The organism is Paraburkholderia sp. SIMBA_027 (assembly GCF_046535315.1).
GTDB lineage: Bacteria > Pseudomonadota > Gammaproteobacteria > Burkholderiales > Burkholderiaceae > Paraburkholderia > Paraburkholderia tropica.
Window position 1 is genome coordinate 389,279 of sequence record NZ_JAWRWY010000002.1, and the last position, 17,439, is coordinate 406,717.

Below are 17,439 nucleotides of genomic sequence, written 5' to 3' on the forward strand. Positions count from 1 at the left end.
GTCCCGGATGCCCTACCCCACACTCGTCGCGTGTCGCCACTGTGATGCGCTTTACCGCAAGCCGCGCCTGCAGCGTCGCCAGTCCGCGCGCTGCTCGCGTTGCAGCACCGCGCTCTACCGCGAAAACGCGGCGCAACTCGACCGCATCGGCGCGATCACGGTCGCGGCGCTCGTCACCTTCCTCATCGCGCAGTCGTTTCCCATCATCCAACTCGACGCCAACGGCATCACCTCGCAGTCGAGCCTGCTCGGCGCGCTCGTGGTGCTGTGGCGCGAGGGCATGCAGTCCGTTGCGTCGATGGTGTTCTGCGCGACCTTCCTGTTCCCGCTGATCGAGATGGTCGCGCTGCTCTACGTGCTGCTGCCGCTGCGCCGGGGCATCGTCGCGCCAGGCTTCAACCTGATGATGAAGGCGCTTCGCTTCGTGCGACCCTGGGGCATGCTCGAAGTCTTCATGGTCGGGATACTCGTTGCGATCGTCAAACTGGTGAGCATCGCGCGCGTGATTCCGGAAACGGCCCTGTTCGCATTCGCCGCGCTGACGCTCATGCTGGCCGTCATCGCGGCGTTCGATCCGCGCGGGCTCTGGGATGTCGTCGATAGGTTGCGCGCTCGCGGAACGGATCGTTCGCCGTCACCGCAACATCAGCACCCTCATCATGGCGAAGGACGCGAAACGCCCAGCCCTACGACCGCGCGCGAAGCGGGCCTCGATTGCTGCCACGTCTGCGGACAACTGGAAGCGCGGCAGCCGCACGCGCACGACCGGCGCTGCACGCGCTGCGATACGCCGCTGCACACCCGCCGGCCCGATGCGCTGCGCCGCACGTGGGCGCTGCTGTCCGCCGCGGCGATCCTCTATATCCCGGCGAACGTGCTGCCCATCATGAACACGGCGACGCTCGCACACGATCGCGGCGACACCATCCTGAGCGGCATCGTTCACTTCTGGCTGACCGGCGAATGGCTGATTGCCGCCATTGTTTTCATCGCCAGCATCATGGTGCCGCTGCTCAAGCTCTCGGCGCTCGGGCTGCTCGCGCTGACCTCGCAGCGCCGTTCCACCTGGCGCTCGGCGGAACGCACCACGCTTTATCGCATCGTTGAATTCATCGGCCGCTGGTCGATGCTCGACATCTTCGTCATCGCGCTCACCGTTTCGCTGGTGCGCTTTGGCTCGTTCGGCGTCGTCACTGCCGGACCCGGCGCGATCGCCTTCGGTTCCGTCGTGATCCTGACGATGCTCGCGTCGATGCAGTTCGATCCGCGGCTCATCTGGGATCCGGTTCCCGGCGCCACGCAGGAACGCCTGCAACACACAAAGGAACACTCGAATGACTAGTCCGAAAGGCATCCGGCCACCTTCCGGCGACGCTGCGCCGCCCGATGCAAACGACCCGGATATCGTCGAGCCGCGACGCTGGCTGCCGTCGCTCATCTGGATCGTGCCGCTCGTTGCCGCGTTGATCGGCATCGGCCTCGTGGCGAAATCGGTCGCCATGCGCGGCCCCACCATCACGATCAGCTTTCTGAGCGCCGAAGGGCTCGAACCCGGCAAGACCAAGGTCAAGTACAAGAATGTCGATATCGGCTCGGTGCGCGCGGTCAAGCTCTCGCCGAACCTCTCGCACGTGCTCGCGACGGTCGAGCTGACGAAGGACGCCGGCAGCTTCGCGACGAAGGACAGCCGCTTCTGGGTGGTGCGTCCGCGTGTGGGCGCGGGCGGCGTGTCGGGTCTCGGCACGCTGCTCTCCGGTGCCTACATCGGCGCCGACGCGGGCCGCTCGGCGGAAACCGCGCACGACTTCACGGGCCTCGAAACGCCGCCTGCCGTCACCATCGACGAGAAGGGTCATCAATACGCGCTGCACAGCAAGGATCTCGGCTCGCTCGATATCGGCACGCCGATCTTCTATCGCCGCATGCAGGTCGGTCAGGTCACCAACTATTCGCTCGACAAGGACGGCTCGGGCGTGACCGTGCAGGTGTTCGTGCGCGCGCCCTACGATCAGTACGTGGGCGTCAATACGCGCTGGTGGCATGCGAGCGGTGTGAACGTGCAGCTCGATTCGAGCGGCTTCAAGGTCAACACGCAGTCGCTGGCCACCGTCATGGCGGGCGGCCTCGCGTTCGAAACGCCGCCGGGCGAAGCGGCCGGCGCTCAGGCGCCGGCGAACGCGGGCTTCACGCTCGCGTCCGACGAAAGCGAAGCGATGCACGAACCCGACGGCAAACCCGTTCGCGTGGTGATGAACTTCAACCAGTCGTTGCGCGGGCTGTCGGTCGGCGCGCCCGTGGATTTCCGCGGCATCGTGCTCGGCCAGGTGACCGATATCGGCATCGACTATGACGCGAAGAGCGGCAATTTCACGATGCCCGTGACGATGAATCTTTATCCGCTGCGCCTTGTGCGCCGCTCGCGCGGCAGTCCGACGCCGCCACCGGATTCGCCGCAGAGCCACGCGCTGATCGAGCGCCTCGTGCAACACGGCCTGCGCGGACAGTTGCGCAACGGCAATCTGCTGACGGGGCAGCTCTACGTCGCGCTCGACATGTTCCCGAAGGCGGCGCCCGCGAAGGCCGATCTCGACCACGATCCGATGCAATTGCCGACCGTGCCGAATTCGCTCGACGAACTCCAGCAGCAGGTCGCCGATATCACGAAGAAACTCAATCAGATTCCGTTCGACAAGATCGGGAACAACCTCAATGAGTCGCTCAAAAGCGCGAATCAGATGTTCGGTCAGGTTAACAACGAGCTGCTGCCCCAGATGCAGGGCACACTCGCCGAAGCACAGAAAACCTTCAGCGCCGCTCAGTCCACGCTGCAGCAGGATTCGCCACTGCAGTCGGACGTGCACCAGGCGCTGCAGGAACTGACGCGCACGCTGCAATCGCTGAACTCGCTCTCGGATTACCTTGAGCGCCATCCGGAGTCGCTGCTGCGCGGCAAATCAGGAGACAAACCATGACGTTCCGGTTTCTGTCGCTTCGGGCCACCGTCCCGGCACTTGCGCTCGCGGCGGCGCTCGCGGGCTGCGCCTCGCCCGTCAGCCACTTTTATACGCTGAGCCCGAGCGACGACGCGGCGCGCACTCGGCCCGCTGCCGCTTCGAAGGACGGCAATCCGGCGTCGTTGATCGAACTCGCGCCCGTCGACGTGCCGCCGCAAGTCGCGAAGGCGCAGTTCGTCGTGCAGACCGACGCGAACCAGGTGCGCGTGCTCGAACAGGAACGCTGGGCGTCGATGCCCGGCGACGAGATTCGCCGCGCGCTGTCGGGCGATCTCACGCAGCAGTTGAATACGATCGACGTGTACGGCTCGCCGCATCCCGCAGGCGTGCCGGTCTATCGCGTCAGCGTGAACGTGCAGCGCTTCGAATCGTGGCCCGCTTCGCACGCGCTGATCGACGCGGTCTGGAGCGTGCGCTCGCTCGACTCGCAGACCGTCATGACCTGCCGCAGCGTGCTCAATGAACCGGTCGGCGACGGCTATCAGGCGCTGGTGGCCGGTCATCGCCGCGCCGTCGATGCGCTCTCGCAGGCCATCGCCGGTGGCGTTCGCGCGCTTCAGGGCGAGCACGGCAAGGGCAAGCCGGTGAGCTGTCCGGTATCGCCGTGATGCGTTGAACACGGAACCCCCGGCCAAGACACGGCCGGGCGTCCGTTGGCGCGAGGCGCGATGGATCAGAACGAATGGTACATGCCGACGACCACAATCGTCTGCGTACCCGTGCCGTCGATCCCGTACGACGAGATGTCCGCACGCGCCGCCTGCAGGCCGCCGTCCGCGGTGCGCTGCACGCCGCTCGCGCGCTGGAAGGTGGCGACTGCGTACAACTCGGTCAGCTTCGACACGGAATAGAACGCGCCCGCGCTCACGTCGTTGTAATGCGCCGATGCATCGCCCTTCGCCGACGTGTAGATATAGCCCATGCCGACAGTGGCCGAAGGCGTGATCCGGTAGAAGGCGTACGCGCGACCCGTGTTGTACGTTTCCGTGTTCGCGAACGTCGATTCGCCGTCGGCGGTATAGCGGGCGTTGCTGTAGCCCACGCCGATCTGCCACGGGCCGCTATCGTATTGCACCGCGGCCTGGCCGATGCCCAGCACGTGTGCGGTTTCGTAGGCGGAGTTGATCGATCCGCCTTCGAACTGGCCGTCGTCGGTACTGCTGGTCCAGCCGGTACGCAGCCCGCCATTGGTCGAATTCGCGTTGACGGAGTCGTGATAACCGGCCGCGATCTTGAACGGACCGGTGCTGTAGACCGCCGCCGTCGACCACGTATAACCCTGCCCCAGCGATCCCGCGACGCCGCCCGGCGCGACCAGCGCCTCGAATTTCAGGCCGTTGATGATTGGCGAAACGTACTTGATCGCGTTCGATACGCGCGAGCTGAAGTCGTTGTTGTCGACGTCGCCCGGCGTCGCGAACACAACGCTACCGTATGAGCCGTCCGCCGTCAGCGGATGGACGAGATCGACGATCGGCTCATACATGCGGCCGGCATCGACCGTGCCCCAACGCGAGCTGGACAGCCCGACGAACGATTGACGCCCGAACAGCCGGCTACCTTGCGACGACTTGCCGGTGCCGATCTGGAAACCGGACTCGACCTGGAAGATCGCCCGAAGGCCGCCGCCGAGATCCTCGCTGCCTCTCAAGCCCCAGCGATTGCCGTAGATCGTGCCGTTCTGCAAGGTATAGCGATTGCCGTCGCTGGTCTTCAGATAGCTGAGCCCCGCGTCGAGAATGCCGTACATCGTGACGCTGCTTTGCGCGTGAGCCGTGCCGACGCCGATCAGCCCGAAGATGAGGCTGGCCAGCAGCAGGCGTGGTGTTTTTTTCATAAGGGTTACTAATCGATACGTGATAGATGAGTGGAGAACCGGATCCAATCGCGGATCCGACCGGAACAGCAGGCCTGCCGGATACACCTTCAATCCGGTCGAAATCCGTTGGCGAAGATCGCAGACCCGCATGCCAGACACGAAGCGTCGTGTCATAGCGGCCCACGAGGAAAAAAGCGATGTTTTGCTTTATTTGTGTTGATTTATACAAATGCTAAAAAAGATCGTCAAGAAGAAATCAATATTCACCTAGGCACTCCATCGCGATCACGCCGAAACACTACGAATACATCATCGATATTTTTTGTATTTTTAGATCATTACATACACATTACCTTGAGGCGATTCTGAACAATCCGGCGCGATGATTCGAAGCGGCACGCATGCGCGTGCCTGCCGATCGCGTCGATCTGCTGGGAGAAGGTTGCTTGATGGAGGCGCCAGATGAGCGAGGCCGCTACGCGCCGCGTTGTGGCGAGGGCTCGCCGTTAATTTCAGCTATTCAAAGTATCTATTTCTTTTTACTGAATAGCGGAAAACCCGCGGCATTGCTGCATGCAGCGAACCACGAAAGAGCGCCCTAATAATTTGAATAACCCGCGTAAGCCCGCACTTGCTCCGCTATTCAATCTCTCGCCATGCGTCGCAACCGCCTTGCGTGCATGTGCTGGGAAAGACCTTTAAACACGCTGTCCTCATGAGGATCGCCGAAATGCAGCAACACCGTGCTTCGCACGCTCGTCGGCAAACACGCCTGATTCGCGTGCAGAGAGCGCATGCCCCAGAAGAAGTAGAGATTCCCCGGCGTCAGCGGTATCAGTTTTGCCGACATGCGTTGCTGCACGCCCTCATTGCGCCATAACCGTTTCAGCAGTTTCTCGACCAGAAGCTTTTCGAGAATATTCACCACCGCAAAACGCCTCGCATTGCGCAAATTCGGAAACATCACCAGATGCCCCGGCGGCTCACCCGGCGCATGGGGAATCAGAATGGGGATCAGCACCGTCACGACATACGAGTCGTAGTGAAAATTGAGCGCATGCCGCAATCCGTGCGTACCGGTCAGCACACGCAGAACCGGGAAGATCCGCCTGCTCGGCGGCGATGCGCGCATCTTCCTTTCATAGAGGGATCGCAGCAGACTCTGCAGACCCGCATCCTCGAATAAGGGCTGCAGGCAGGTGCCGGTGATCCATGATTTGCCTTCGAAGCTGAAGTACTGCCCGCCGTGTTGCTCGATCTGCTGCTCGATGAAACTTCGCAGTTTCGCGAGGATCGCCGCCGGGACAATCTCGTGAAGGACGCCGACCCCATAGTCGTCCATCGATCTGGCCAGCGCTTGCGCACTCGCGGGACTCACTGCTGCAAATCCTTCGGAGGCCGCCCACTCGTTCGTTGCAGTCATCGACTTCCCCTGCTGACCAGTCGGGAGATCGTGATCGCAAACTGTAAGGCGTTAAGTGCGGATGCGCACCAAGCAGGCCGATTTCCCGGCACGGCGCGCTTGCCGGCCTTGCGCGATGCAGCGGCGTTATCGGTGGTCGGAACGCGACTTCGTGCTCGATGGCTGCGATCGCGCCCCCAAAATTCTCTTTGACAAACGCTCTTACGATATATATCTTAAGACATGTTTTAAGACACTCAAATGTTAAGGAGGCCCTATGCGCCACCACCATCACCTGTCCGGTCATCACGGACACCACGGCCGTCGAGGCCGTCACGGCCAGCCGGAGCGCGATTTCGCCGACCGCCGCCAGGACGGTTTCGGCCCTGCCGAACGTCATGAACGTAGCGAACGCCACGAACAACGCAGCGAGCGCGCCCTCGCTTTCGGCTTCGGCCGCGGCGACATGCACACCGCCCGCTTCGCGATGCGCCACCCTCTGCACGCGCTGCGCCACGCCATGGGCCGCCATCGCGGCGGCGAAGGCCCCGGCGATTTCAGCGAAGGTTTTGGCCGCGGCGGCGGTTTCGGCAACTTCGGCGACGGCGACGGTTTCGGCCGCGGCCGCAAGTTCAGCTCGGAAGACCTGCAACTGATGCTGCTCGTGCTGCTCGCCGAACGCCCGAGCCACGGCTACGAGCTGATCAAGGCGCTCGACGCGCGCTCGAACGGCTTCTACAGCCCGAGCCCCGGCATGGTCTATCCGGCGCTCACGTATCTGGAAGAACTCGGCTACGTCAGCGTGACGCTCGAAGGCAATCGCAAGCGTTACGAGCTGTCCGACGAAGGTCGTCAGTATCTGGACGCCAATCGCGAACGCGCCGACCTGATCCTCGCCAAGCTCACGCACTTCGGCCGCAAGATGGAAGTCATGCGCCGCGCGCTCGCGGGCGAAGACCCGTCGGACGGCACCGGCTGGGTGCGCGAGCTGATCGACGCGCGCCGCGCGCTCAAGCGCGCGTTGCTGCGCCGCACGGACGTCGCGCCCGACGAGCAGCGCCGCATCGCGGCCATCCTCGCGCGCGCCACCCAGGAAATCGAAGGCGGCAGCAACGGCGGTGGAGAGAACAGCGGCGCCTGATCACCGGCGCAGTGCCCTTCATCCCTCGTCGATCGACCGCCCCCCCTATCGGAGTCAAAGATGCAGAATCAAAGCAAGCTCGACGTCGTCCGCGTGCGACATCCGCTCAAGTTCCGCCTGCTGCGCGTCGTGCGCGTCGAGGCGCTGTCGTCCGCGCTCGTGCGCGTCACGCTCACGGGCGATCTCAGCGACTTCGTGTCGGCGTCGTTCGACGATCACGTGAAGGTGTTCTTCCCGCCCGAGGGCGCGAGCCAGCCGGTCCTGCCGAGCCTCGGCCCGGACGGCATCGTGTTTCCCGAAGGCGTCGAGCGTCCCGCCGCGCGCGATTACACGCCGCGCCGTTTCGACCCCGTCGCCAATGAACTCGATATCGAGTTCGCCCTGCACGAAGCCGGTCCTGCCACGGCGTGGGCGGCGCAGGCGCAGCCCGGCCAGTATCTCGGCGTGGGCGGCCCGCGCGGTTCGATGGTGATCCCCACGGGCTTCGACTGGCACTTGCTGATCGGCGATGAAACCGCCCTGCCCGCGATTCAGCGCCGCCTGAGCGAGCTGCCCGCCGGCGCGCGCGTGGCCGTGGTCGCCGAAGTGGCGAACCGCGCGGCGCGCATCGAACTGCCGACCGCCGCCGATCTCTACGCGATCTGGTGCTACCGCGAGGAATCCGAATCGGAAAACCCCCTCGTCGACGCCGTCGACGAAGTCTGGCTGCCGCCCGGTGACGGCTTCGTATGGGCAGCCGGCGAAGCCTCGGTGATTCGCGCCGTGCGCGCGAAGCTGTGCAACGAGCGCGGCGTCGACAAGAAGCGCATTCGTGCGTCGGCGTACTGGCGCCGCGGCGCGCAGGCCGCGCACGAAACGATCGACGATTGATTCAGCCTCGATCGGCGGTCGGCGATCGCTGAAACCCGCACATACGGCCCCGCCTTTTCGCGGGGCCGTATGTGCTTGAACAAGGTCCCGAATGACCCTCACACTCAATCCGCTGCGCGAACGCACGCTGCTCTGGCTGCTGGCGCTCACGCAGTTCACCGTCATCATGGACTTCATGGTGATGATGCCGCTCGGCCCGCAGATCATGCACGCGTTCGCGATCACGCCCGCGATGTTCGCGACGGCCGTGTCCGCGTACTCGCTGTGTTCCGGTTTGTCCGGGCTGCTCGCGGCCACCTATATCGACCGCTTCGACCGGCGTCGTCTGCTGCAGGTCGCCTATGCGCTGTTCGCGCTGTCGAATCTGGCCTGTGCGTTCGCGACCAACTTCCATCTGCTGCTGTTCGCGCGCGCATTCGCCGGTCTCACGGGCGGCGTGCTCGGCTCGATCGTGATGGCGATCGTCAGCGACGTGATTCCCATCCAGCGCCGCGGCGCTGCGACCGGCGTCATCATGACGGGCTTCTCGATGGCCGCGATCGCGGGCGTGCCGGCGGGCATCGTGCTCGGCGCGCACTTCGGCTGGAGCGCGCCGTTCCTGCTGCTCGTCGCGCTCTCCGCCGTGATCTGGGTGGCGGGCTCGCGCGTGATTCCGCCGCTCACCGAGCACGTCGACCGCGACACGCCGCTCGCCGACATCGTGCCGCGGCTGTGGCAACTGCTCACGCTGCCGCGTCACATGAAGGCGTTCGCGCTTACCTTCACGATGATGTGCGCGCACATGCTGGTGATCCCGTTCATTTCGCCGATGCTGGTCGCCAACTACGGCGTCGCGCCCGAGCAGCTTTCGTGGCTCTACGTGGCGGGCGGCGCGTCGACCTTCCTGACCGCGCGCGCGGTGGGCCGTCTCGCGGATCGTTACGGCAAGCGCCGCGTGTTCCGCATCATGGCGCTCGTGTCGATCGCGCCGGTGCTGTTCGTCACGCATCTGCCGGTGCTGCCGTTCATCGCGATGGTCGGCTTCTTCGCGGTGTTCATGATCGCGCTGTCGAGCCGCATGGTGCCGATGCAGGCGCTGCTCACGACGATTCCCGAGCCCGCACGGCGCGGTGCGTTCCTGAGCGCGAACAACGCGGTGCAGGCGCTGGGCACGGGCATCGGCGCGTGGGTCGGCGGACTGCTGCTGCAAAACGGTCCGCATGGGACGATCGTCGGCTTCGGCTACAACGGCTGGTTCGCGGCGGCGCTCGCCGTGGTGGCCGTGCTGTGGGTCGGCCAGGTGCGCGGTTTCGGCGACGAAGTCGCGAATCGTGTTCCGGACGCGGGCGCGGCGGCCAAAGCCTGATCGGGTCTTTTCAACACGCGAGAGACGCGAGAGACGCATAAAAAACGCGCGCCGGACTCGGAGTCCGCCGCGCGTTTTTTTACGTCCCGAACAAGGCGCCGATGAAAGCGCCCGCAAACCCGCCCCTCAACCCGCGCGCGTCGTCCGGCGCGCACGTACCGCTTGCGCCAGCGCGTCGAGCACGGGCTCGGTCTGCGCCCAGCTGATGCACGCGTCGGTGATCGACACGCCGCGCTTGAGCGGCACGCCCGGCTGCTGGTCCTGACGCCCTTCTTCCAGATGGCTCTCGATCATCACGCCGACGATGCGCGCATCGCCGCCCTTCAACTGCTCGCCGATATCGCGCGCCACGTCGATCTGACGCTGATGCTGCTTGCTCGAATTCGCGTGCGAGCAGTCGATCATCACCTGCTCGCGCAGCCCCGCCTTCGCGAGCGACGCGCAGCACGCGGCCACCGACGCCGCGTCGTAATTCGGCCCGCTCTTGCCGCCGCGCAGAATCACGTGGCAGGCGTCGTTGCCGCGCGTTTCGAAGATCGCGGCCATGCCCATCTTCGTCATGCCCATGAACGCGTGGCTCGCGCTCGCGGCCACGATCGCGTCCGCCGCGACCTGCACGCCGCCGTCCGTGCCGTTCTTGAAGCCGATCGGGCACGACAGCCCCGACGCCAGTTGCCGATGGCTCTGGCTCTCGGTCGTGCGCGCGCCGATCGCGCCCCACGCCACCAGATCGGCGATGTATTGCGGGCTCAGCAGATCGAGGAATTCGGTGCCGGTCGGCAGGCCGAGCGCGTTGATGTCGAGCAGCAGCTCGCGCGCCTTGCGCAGCCCTTCGTTGATGCGGAAGCTGCCGTCGAGACGCGGATCGTTGATATAGCCCTTCCAGCCCACCGTCGTGCGCGGCTTCTCGAAGTAGACGCGCATCACGATCAGCAGGTCGTCGCTCAGCGTGTCGGCCTTCGCCTTGAGCAGCTTCGCGTATTCGATCGCCTGGTCGTGGTCGTGGATCGAGCACGGCCCGACCACGATCACGAGGCGGTCGTCGCGCTGCGCGAGCACCTCGGCAATCTGCGCGCGGCTCGTTTCGACGAGCGTCTGCGTGTCCTGCGGCACCGGCAGCTCGTCGAGCAGCAGCGCGGGCGAGATGAGCGGACGCACGGCGCCGATGCGCACGTCGTCGATGCGGGTGGTGTCCTGGGTGGCGTCGGCAAAGCCGACTTCCTGGTCGTGCTGCGGGTTGTCGATACGGCTCAAGGTGCTCTCCAGTCTCATGCAACGCCTGCGCTTTTTATGCAGATTTCATGCAGATGATGCGGACGCGGCGCACGCGTCTCGCGGGGGACAAGCCGGGATTATCGCATCTGCCGCACCTCGGCCGTCAACGAAACGAGGCGGCTCGCGGCCGCCTCGTGGTGGATGTGCGTCACGCCGACGCGCGAGCGCCGGCTCAGTTCGCCGTGCCGCCCATCGGATAGCCCTTGCCCGCCAGCCGCTTCGCGATGCGCACGAGCGCGAGCCACTGCTGGGCGATCAGGCTGTCGCCGTAGTTCACGCCCTTGCCGTGCGGCGCGGGCAACTGGTCGCGGATGCCCGTGGGTTCCGGCGCCTTGTTCCAGGACGCGGTGCGGAACATCACGTCCCACCACGGAAACAGCACGCCGAAGTTGCAGCCGTAGCGCGTGCCTTCGTGGCCGTAACCGATCGCGTGATGGCGGCGATGAAACGCCGGGCTCACGAGAATGCGCTCCAGCACCCGGCCGTAGTCGAGCCGCGCGTTCACGTGCTGCACGGCCTGCAGGAAGTTGCTCACCGCGATCAACACGACGAACTGCGCGGGCGGCACGCCGATAAACAGCGAAATCGCCGCAAAAAACGCCGCCTGCACGATGTCGTCGAGGAAGTGATTGCGGTCGTCGCACCAGAGCGACATCTGCTGCTGGCTATGGTGCACCGCGTGCAATTCCCACCACACGCCGAAACGATGCTGCCAGCGGTGATACCAGTAGCCCGCGAAATCGAGCACGACCAGATAGACCAGGAACGAGACGTACGGCTTGTCGGTGACGCCGGGCCACAGGCTGTCCACGTCGATGTTCGGAATGTTGTGGATCGCCATCTCGCTTTGCAGATGGTTGAACAGCGGCGTGAGCATGAAGAAGAACGCCATGTTCAGAATGCCGAGCTTCGCGATCCACGTGTACCAGACGTCGGCGCGCAGCGCCTTGCGGTCCTGCCACGATTCGGCCGGGCGCAGCGCTTCGAGCGGGCGCAGCAGCACGTAAGTCAGCGCGATTTCGAGCACGCCGACGATCACCCAGTAGAGCGCGTCGTAGGTGTCCTCGTCGTAGCCCATCAGGCCGACCTTGTAGAAGATCGGCTGCACGACGTCGACGTAGACGAGCGTCTGCAGCCACGAAACGAGGTTGTCGGCCTGCGAAAGCAGCGTGTCAAGCATCGGGACTCCCGCTCGTCAATCCGGATTCGGCGCGTAAAACGGCGCGCTGTTGGCGAAATAGATGCCGTGCGGCGAGCGGCCCACGGCGATCGTATCGATCAGCTTGCGCGTCGTGAGATCGATGATGCCCACGTGCTTCGCGAAGCGGAACGTAACCCACAGATAGCGTTTGTCGGCGGAAAGTTCCATGTCGTCGGGACCGGGGCGCAGGCCCGTGATGTCGGCGACCTTGGTGAGCGTCGTGTAATCGAGAATGCTGATGGTGCTTTCCACGCGATTCGACACGGCGATGTGCTTGCCGTCGTCGAGATTGCGGAAGTTGTGCGCGCCGCGCCCGGTCTGGATCTTTTTCACCAGCGTGCGGTTGTGCCAGTCCACCACGGCCACGTCGTCCTCGCCCGTCATGCCGACCAGCAGGTACTTATCGCCGGGCGTCATCCACAGGCCCGCGGGCGTGTTGCCGATGTGCAGCTTCCAGAGCACGGTCTGCGTCGGCAGGTCGATGGCCGCCACTTCGCCGGTGTCCTGAAGCGTCACGAACGCGGTCTTGTTGTCCGACGCGAAGGTGATGTGGCTCGGCGTCTTCGCGAGCGGGATGCGCTTGACGAGCGTGACGTCATGGCCGTTGTAGCTGTAGATGTCCACGCGGTCCAGACGCAGGCCGGCCGTCACGAACCACTTGTGGTCGGGCGAGAAGCCGAGCTGGTACGGATCTTCGATCCCTTCGACGCGGCGCTGCACCTTGCCGCTGTGCGGGTCGAGGAACAGCAGGTCGTTCGAGACGGAATCGGCGACGATCAGCGACTGGCCGTCGGGCGTGATCATCAGGTGATGCGGTTCCTTGCCGGTGGGCTCCGTGCCCACGACGGTGCGGCTCGCTTCGTCGATCAGCGAAAGCTGCGCCTCGCCGGAGTCGAGCACGATGACCTTGTCGTTCGGATTGACGTTGGCGTCGGCGTGGGCCAGCGCGCTGCAAGCGAGACCGCCCGCGAGGAGCGCCGCTGCGGCGCGTTTGCGGGTCAGGGAGAAAATCGGGAAATGGGACATTTCGTAAGGGCGTGAGGCCGGGGAATTGCCGGGAAAAGCGGCCGGGGAAAGCGCGCGGGGCCGGTTTGTGCTGAGATAGTTGCTGGTGCGCCGCAACGCGGTCGAAAGCCAGATGAAACCTCAATGAAACCGGGCAGCGAATCGCGCGCCGCGGATCATCTGCTTAACGCGTGAGCGATGCATTCCGATGACGCGCGTGGCACATTCTGACGCGCTTTTCTGCTGATTTCCGACAAATTGTGAGCCGCGGCGTGCGCGAGGCGCGTGTGTTCCGGCCCCGCAACCGCGACGAGGCGCCCATGCAGCATCGCACCCGCGACGACGATGTGCGCGACGTGCCCGACGGTCTCTCCGCGGGCACGGTGCGCAAGGTGCGCGAGGCGCTCGAAGGGCGCCGGCGCGGCGCCGCGCTGCTGCTGCCGCTCGCGGGCCCGGCCGTGATCGTCTCGGTCGCGTACATGGACCCCGGCAACTTCGCGACCAACATCCAGGCGGGCGCGCGCTACGGTTACGCGCTGCTGTGGGTCGTGCTGCTCGCCAACGGCGTGGCGATGCTGTTCCAGGCCTTGTCGGCGAAACTCGGCATCGTCACCGGCCGCAATCTCGCCGAGCTGTGCCGCGAACGCCTGCCCGCGCCGCTCGTCTGGTGCATGTGGATCGTGAGCGAGATCGCCGCCATGGCCACCGATCTCGCCGAATTCCTCGGCGGCGCGATCGGCCTCGCGCTGCTGTTCCATCTGCCGCTGATCGCGGGCATGGCCGTCACGGCGCTCGTCACCTACGGGCTGCTGTTCTTCGAGCGCGCGGGTTTCCGGCCGCTCGAACTCGTGATCGGCGCGCTCGTCGGCCTGATCGGGCTCTGCTATCTGCTCGAACTCTTCATCGTGCCGGTTGCGTGGACGGGCGTGCTGCGCGGCACCTTCACGGCGCGCCTGCCCGACGCGCAGGCGGTCACGATCGCGGTCGGCATCGTCGGCGCGACGGTCATGCCGCACGCCCTCTTCCTGCATTCCGGGCTCACCCAGGCGCGCGTGCAGCCGCGCAACGACGCCGAACGCGCACGTCTGCTGCGCTTTTCGAACGTCGAGGTGGTCATCGCGCTGGCGTTCGCGGGCCTCATCAACATGGCGATGGTGATCATGGCGTCGGCGTCGTTTCATCAGGGCCATGCCGATGTCGCCGAAATCGGGACCGCCTGGCACACGCTCGCGCCGCTGTTCGGCGTGGCCGCGGCGGGCATCTTTCTGGCTTCGCTGATCGCCTCGGGCATTTCGAGTTCGGTGGTCGGCACGCTCGCGGGACAGATGATCATGCAGGGCTTCGTCGGCTTCCAGATTCCGCTCTGGCTGCGCCGCCTCGTGACGATGGCGCCGAGCTTCGCGGTCGTGGGCCTCGGCGTGAACGCCACCGATGCGCTGGTCGCAAGCCAGGTCGTGCTGAGTCTCGCGCTGCCGTTTCCGATGGCCGCGCTGGTGGTGTTCACGTGCCGGCGCGACATCATGGGCGCGTACGCGAATCGCGCGTGGGTGGCGTGGCTCGCGGTGCTGGGCGCGCTGACCGTGCTCGCGCTCAACGCGCTGCTGCTCGTGCAGGCGCTGGGCGTGAGCGTGCCTGGGCTCGGTTGATGCTGCGCCATGAGCCGCGCTGCGGGCCGCGCCATAAAAACCCTGCGCGATGCGGGGCTAAATGCAGCAAACGCCGCCGCCCGCAAGCGAGCGCTAAACAACGTTAGCAACGCTTCAGCGCGAAGCGAGCAACGCAGGGCGCGCCATCCCATCGATTCGCGATCGATTCGCGCAAGATCGCGCGTGGACGTGCGCGAACCGTTCATCGGCCCGTTCGCGTCGGCAGAGACGAATCGCAGTGAATCGGCGTGACGCGTGCAAACTCGCGCAAAACCATGCACCATTACCGTTTTCAACGCTCCGGCCCCCGCGCCGGCTGCACACTTCGCAACCTAGCGCCACACATCGCCACAAGCGAGCGACCTGCCATGACGAATCAGCCTGCCCAAGCCGCGCCCGAACAGCCCGTCGACATGATCATCTTCGGCGGCGGAGGCGACCTGGCCGCGCGCAAACTGCTCCCCGCGCTCTACATGGCGCACCTGCACGGCAACCTGCCCGCCGAGACGCGCATCATCGCCGTCGGCCGCAAGAACTGGACCATCGACGACTATCGCAAGTTCATGGAGGAGCAGTCGCGTCCGTTCATCGACGCCAAGGCCTTCGACCCGCAAGCGTGGGACCGTTATCTGAGCCTGTTCCAGTACGTGATCATCGACGTGAACGATCCCGCCGATTACGCGCATCTGAAGCAGGCTTCGCGCGAGCACGCGCTGCGCGTGTTCTATCTTTCGACGTCGCCCGAACTCTTCACGACGATCTGCGACAACCTGTCGGCCGGCGGGCTGCTCGACAGCCAGTCGCGCGTCGTGCTCGAAAAGCCGCTCGGCCACGACCTCGCTTCGGCGCAGGAGATCAACGAGTCGGTGGGCCGTCACTTCGCGGAATCGCAGATCTACCGCATCGACCATTATCTCGGCAAGGAAACGGTGCAGAACCTGATGGTGCTGCGCTTCGGCAATCCGATCTTCGGACCGCTGTGGCAAGCGCCGTATATCCGCAGCGTGCAGATCACGGTGGCGGAAACCGTGGGCGTGGGCAGCCGCGCGGGCTTCTACGATCACACGGGCGCGCTGCGCGACATGGTGCAGAACCACCTGCTGCAACTGCTGTGCATCGTGGCGATGGAGCCGCCCGTTTCGCTCGATCCGGACGCGGTGCGCGACGAAAAGCTCAAGGTGCTGCGCTCGCTGCGCCCGATGTCGCTCGCCGATATCGCGCGCGACACGGTGCGCGGCCAGTACGCGGCGGGCGCCGTCGACGGACAGCCGGTGAAGGGCTATCTGGAAGAAGACAACGTGCCGGCCGACAGCAAGGCCGAAACCTTCGTGGCGATCCGCGCGCACATCAACAACTGGCGCTGGGCCAACGTGCCGTTCTTCCTGCGCACGGGCAAGCGCCTGCAAAAGCGCCAGTCGGAAATCGTGATCGAATTCGCGGACCTGCCGTTCTCGATCTTCCCGAGCGGCCCGCGCAATTACGGCAATCGACTCGTGATCCAGTTGCAGCCGGAAGAATCGATCCAGTTGCAGATGCTCGCGAAGGAACCGGGCAGCGGCATGAACATGCTGCCGGTAAATCTGAATCTGGATTTGCAGCAGGCGATTCCGGAGCGCCGCGCGGAAGCGTACGAGCGTCTGCTGATCGACGTGATTCGCGGCCGTCTCACGCACTTCATGCGCCGCGACGAACTCGAAGCCGCATGGACGTGGGTCGAGCCGATTCTCGACGGCTGGAAGGAACTGAACGACCGCCCGCGCACGTACACGGCGGGCACGTTCGGCCCGGCGGCTTCGTCGGCGCTGCTCGCGCGCGAGAACATGTCGTGGGCCGAAGAGGCTTGATGATTTCGTGCTGAGATTCGAGGCATGAAAAAACGCCGCGCTTCATGCGCGGCGTTTTTGTTGGTGTTTGCCGATGTATCTGCCGATGTATCCGCTCTGGCGCCGATACATTCAACGCGGCAAGGCAGGCAACCCAGGCAACGACTCGCGCGAACGATCAGCGACGATCGTCGCCCGGCGACGCGTTCTCCGCGCCCGCGCGCTCGGGATGAAACAGATCAAGACCGGCGAACACCACTACGCCGCTCAGCGCCATCATCGGCACCGAATGGCGGCCCAGAAAGAGAATCAACGCGGCCAGCCACGTCGAAATACAAAAAGCGCCGATGCGCCGCATGATGCCACTCCATTCACTACCCGCGCGGCGTTCGCCCTGAATCGCGAGAACGCGCGCGTGCTGCAGTTTCCTGCTGTTGTTTGCGATTGCCTGTGTTGATCGACGGCGGCTAGCCGAGCGTCGCGCGCGCGGTGCGCAGACGGCTCACGGTGTCGACGAACGCCTCGCCGCCCAGCGTGCGCTTGATGCGCCCCGTGACCGTTGCGCTCGCGTGATGCAGCGCCTCGCGAATGGCCTGCGCCTGCGCCGTGGGCACGATGGCCACTTCGCGCTGATCGCCTTCGGTGCGCTGGCGCTCGACATAGCCGCGCGCCTCCAGACCGTCGATGACGCGCGTGGCCGTGGGCCGTGCGATCGAGAGCATGTCCGAAAGCTCGTGCTGCAAAGAACCGGGCCGTTCCAGCACCGCGCGCAGCATGAAACCCTGGGGCGGCGTGAGGCCGAAAGGCTCGAAAGCTTCGGACCACTCGCGTTCGAGGCGGCGTGCCAGCGCCGACGTGTTGAAGTAAAGACACTGATCGAACATGGCCACAGGATAAC

15 protein-coding genes are annotated in these 17,439 nt (G+C 65.1%); 8 read left to right on the plus strand and 7 right to left on the minus strand.

Features of this window, described 5'->3' with window-relative positions; all coding sequences use genetic code 11:
* The first annotated feature begins 7 nt into the window (after positions 1-7).
* Genes SB764_RS04730 through SB764_RS04740 form a run of 3 tightly spaced genes read left to right on the plus strand, consistent with a single transcriptional unit; the run spans position 8 to position 3,622 of the window.
* Positions 8-1,342, plus strand: coding sequence for a paraquat-inducible protein A (locus SB764_RS04730; RefSeq protein ID WP_410862793.1), 1,335 nt, complete (start codon positions 8-10; stop codon positions 1,340-1,342).
* Positions 1,335-2,972 (plus strand): intermembrane transport protein PqiB, encoded by a 1,638-nt coding sequence (locus tag SB764_RS04735; protein ID WP_183713620.1) that lies wholly within the window; start codon positions 1,335-1,337, stop codon positions 2,970-2,972. Before SB764_RS04730 ends, SB764_RS04735 begins: the two co-directional genes overlap by 8 nt.
* Positions 2,969-3,622, plus strand: coding sequence for a membrane integrity-associated transporter subunit PqiC (locus SB764_RS04740; RefSeq protein ID WP_110326898.1), 654 nt, complete (start codon positions 2,969-2,971; stop codon positions 3,620-3,622). Before SB764_RS04735 ends, SB764_RS04740 begins: the two co-directional genes overlap by 4 nt.
* A 65-nt stretch (positions 3,623-3,687) precedes the next feature.
* On the opposite strand, the gene SB764_RS04745 is transcribed toward SB764_RS04740, so the two are convergent.
* Positions 3,688-4,851, minus strand: a complete 1,164-nt coding sequence (locus SB764_RS04745) for a porin (RefSeq protein ID WP_065060645.1) — start codon at positions 4,849-4,851, stop codon at positions 3,688-3,690.
* A gap of 625 nt (positions 4,852-5,476) precedes the next feature.
* On the minus strand, positions 5,477-6,256 hold the full coding sequence (locus SB764_RS04750; RefSeq protein WP_176081843.1) for a hypothetical protein: 780 nt from the start codon (positions 6,254-6,256) through the stop codon (positions 5,477-5,479).
* Between the two features lie 256 nt (positions 6,257-6,512).
* Between SB764_RS04750 and SB764_RS04755 the strand changes: the two genes are divergently transcribed.
* From SB764_RS04755 to SB764_RS04765, 3 genes are all read left to right on the plus strand, one after another.
* Positions 6,513-7,376 carry a PadR family transcriptional regulator gene (locus SB764_RS04755; RefSeq protein WP_408583527.1) on the plus strand — a complete coding sequence of 288 codons (864 nt, stop codon included), beginning with the start codon at positions 6,513-6,515 and terminating at the stop codon, positions 7,374-7,376.
* Between the two features lie 60 nt (positions 7,377-7,436).
* Complete coding sequence (locus SB764_RS04760) at positions 7,437-8,246, plus strand: siderophore-interacting protein (protein ID WP_065060643.1); 810 nt, start codon at positions 7,437-7,439, stop codon at positions 8,244-8,246.
* Positions 8,247-8,337: 91 nt separating this feature from the next.
* A complete protein-coding gene (locus SB764_RS04765; protein WP_321892906.1) occupies positions 8,338-9,591 on the plus strand; it encodes an MFS transporter in 1,254 nt (417 codons plus the stop codon).
* A gap of 126 nt (positions 9,592-9,717) precedes the next feature.
* On the opposite strand, the gene SB764_RS04770 is transcribed toward SB764_RS04765, so the two are convergent.
* From SB764_RS04770 to SB764_RS04780, 3 genes are all read right to left on the minus strand, one after another.
* Positions 9,718-10,845: a 3-deoxy-7-phosphoheptulonate synthase gene (locus tag SB764_RS04770; protein ID WP_065060641.1), complete on the minus strand. Its 1,128-nt coding sequence runs from the start codon at positions 10,843-10,845 to the stop codon at positions 9,718-9,720.
* A gap of 193 nt (positions 10,846-11,038) precedes the next feature.
* On the minus strand, positions 11,039-12,046 hold the full coding sequence (locus SB764_RS04775; protein WP_410862796.1) for a sterol desaturase family protein: 1,008 nt from the start codon (positions 12,044-12,046) through the stop codon (positions 11,039-11,041).
* 15 nt (positions 12,047-12,061) lie between these two features.
* Positions 12,062-13,093: a YncE family protein gene (locus SB764_RS04780; protein WP_065060639.1), complete on the minus strand. Its 1,032-nt coding sequence runs from the start codon at positions 13,091-13,093 to the stop codon at positions 12,062-12,064.
* A gap of 299 nt (positions 13,094-13,392) precedes the next feature.
* On the opposite strand from SB764_RS04780, the gene SB764_RS04785 reads away from it, so the two are divergent.
* Together SB764_RS04785 and zwf are read left to right on the plus strand one after the other, a co-directional pair.
* Complete coding sequence (locus tag SB764_RS04785) at positions 13,393-14,718, plus strand: Nramp family divalent metal transporter (protein WP_183713630.1); 1,326 nt, start codon at positions 13,393-13,395, stop codon at positions 14,716-14,718.
* Between the two features lie 368 nt (positions 14,719-15,086).
* Complete coding sequence (zwf, locus tag SB764_RS04790) at positions 15,087-16,562, plus strand: glucose-6-phosphate dehydrogenase (protein ID WP_065060638.1); 1,476 nt, start codon at positions 15,087-15,089, stop codon at positions 16,560-16,562.
* A gap of 157 nt (positions 16,563-16,719) precedes the next feature.
* Here zwf and SB764_RS04795 read toward each other — a convergent pair whose 3' ends face one another.
* Positions 16,720-16,899: a hypothetical protein gene (locus SB764_RS04795; RefSeq protein WP_065060637.1), complete on the minus strand. Its 180-nt coding sequence runs from the start codon at positions 16,897-16,899 to the stop codon at positions 16,720-16,722.
* Between the two features lie 109 nt (positions 16,900-17,008).
* Complete coding sequence (locus SB764_RS04800; protein ID WP_065060636.1) at positions 17,009-17,425, minus strand: MarR family winged helix-turn-helix transcriptional regulator; 417 nt, start codon at positions 17,423-17,425, stop codon at positions 17,009-17,011.
* Between the last annotated feature and the right edge of the window lie 14 nt (positions 17,426-17,439).

Excerpts from the sequence above, each read along its gene's own strand:
- SB764_RS04730 (WP_410862793.1), top strand. The coding sequence starts at position 8 with ATGCCCTACCCCACACTCGTCGCGTGTCGCCACTGTGATGCGCTTTAC.
- SB764_RS04735 (WP_183713620.1), top strand. The coding sequence starts at position 1,335 with ATGACTAGTCCGAAAGGCATCCGGCCACCTTCCGGCGACGCTGCGCCG.
- SB764_RS04740 (WP_110326898.1), top strand. The coding sequence starts at position 2,969 with ATGACGTTCCGGTTTCTGTCGCTTCGGGCCACCGTCCCGGCACTTGCG.
- SB764_RS04745 (WP_065060645.1), bottom strand. The coding sequence starts at position 4,851 with ATGAAAAAAACACCACGCCTGCTGCTGGCCAGCCTCATCTTCGGGCTG.
- SB764_RS04750 (WP_176081843.1), bottom strand. The coding sequence starts at position 6,256 with ATGACTGCAACGAACGAGTGGGCGGCCTCCGAAGGATTTGCAGCAGTG.
- SB764_RS04755 (WP_408583527.1), top strand. The coding sequence starts at position 6,513 with ATGCGCCACCACCATCACCTGTCCGGTCATCACGGACACCACGGCCGT.
- SB764_RS04760 (WP_065060643.1), top strand. The coding sequence starts at position 7,437 with ATGCAGAATCAAAGCAAGCTCGACGTCGTCCGCGTGCGACATCCGCTC.
- SB764_RS04765 (WP_321892906.1), top strand. The coding sequence starts at position 8,338 with ATGACCCTCACACTCAATCCGCTGCGCGAACGCACGCTGCTCTGGCTG.
- SB764_RS04775 (WP_410862796.1), bottom strand. The coding sequence starts at position 12,046 with ATGCTTGACACGCTGCTTTCGCAGGCCGACAACCTCGTTTCGTGGCTG.
- SB764_RS04780 (WP_065060639.1), bottom strand. The coding sequence starts at position 13,093 with ATGTCCCATTTCCCGATTTTCTCCCTGACCCGCAAACGCGCCGCAGCG.
- SB764_RS04785 (WP_183713630.1), top strand. The coding sequence starts at position 13,393 with ATGCAGCATCGCACCCGCGACGACGATGTGCGCGACGTGCCCGACGGT.
- zwf (WP_065060638.1), top strand. The coding sequence starts at position 15,087 with ATGACGAATCAGCCTGCCCAAGCCGCGCCCGAACAGCCCGTCGACATG.
- SB764_RS04795 (WP_065060637.1), bottom strand. The coding sequence starts at position 16,899 with ATGCGGCGCATCGGCGCTTTTTGTATTTCGACGTGGCTGGCCGCGTTG.
- SB764_RS04800 (WP_065060636.1), bottom strand. The coding sequence starts at position 17,425 with ATGTTCGATCAGTGTCTTTACTTCAACACGTCGGCGCTGGCACGCCGC.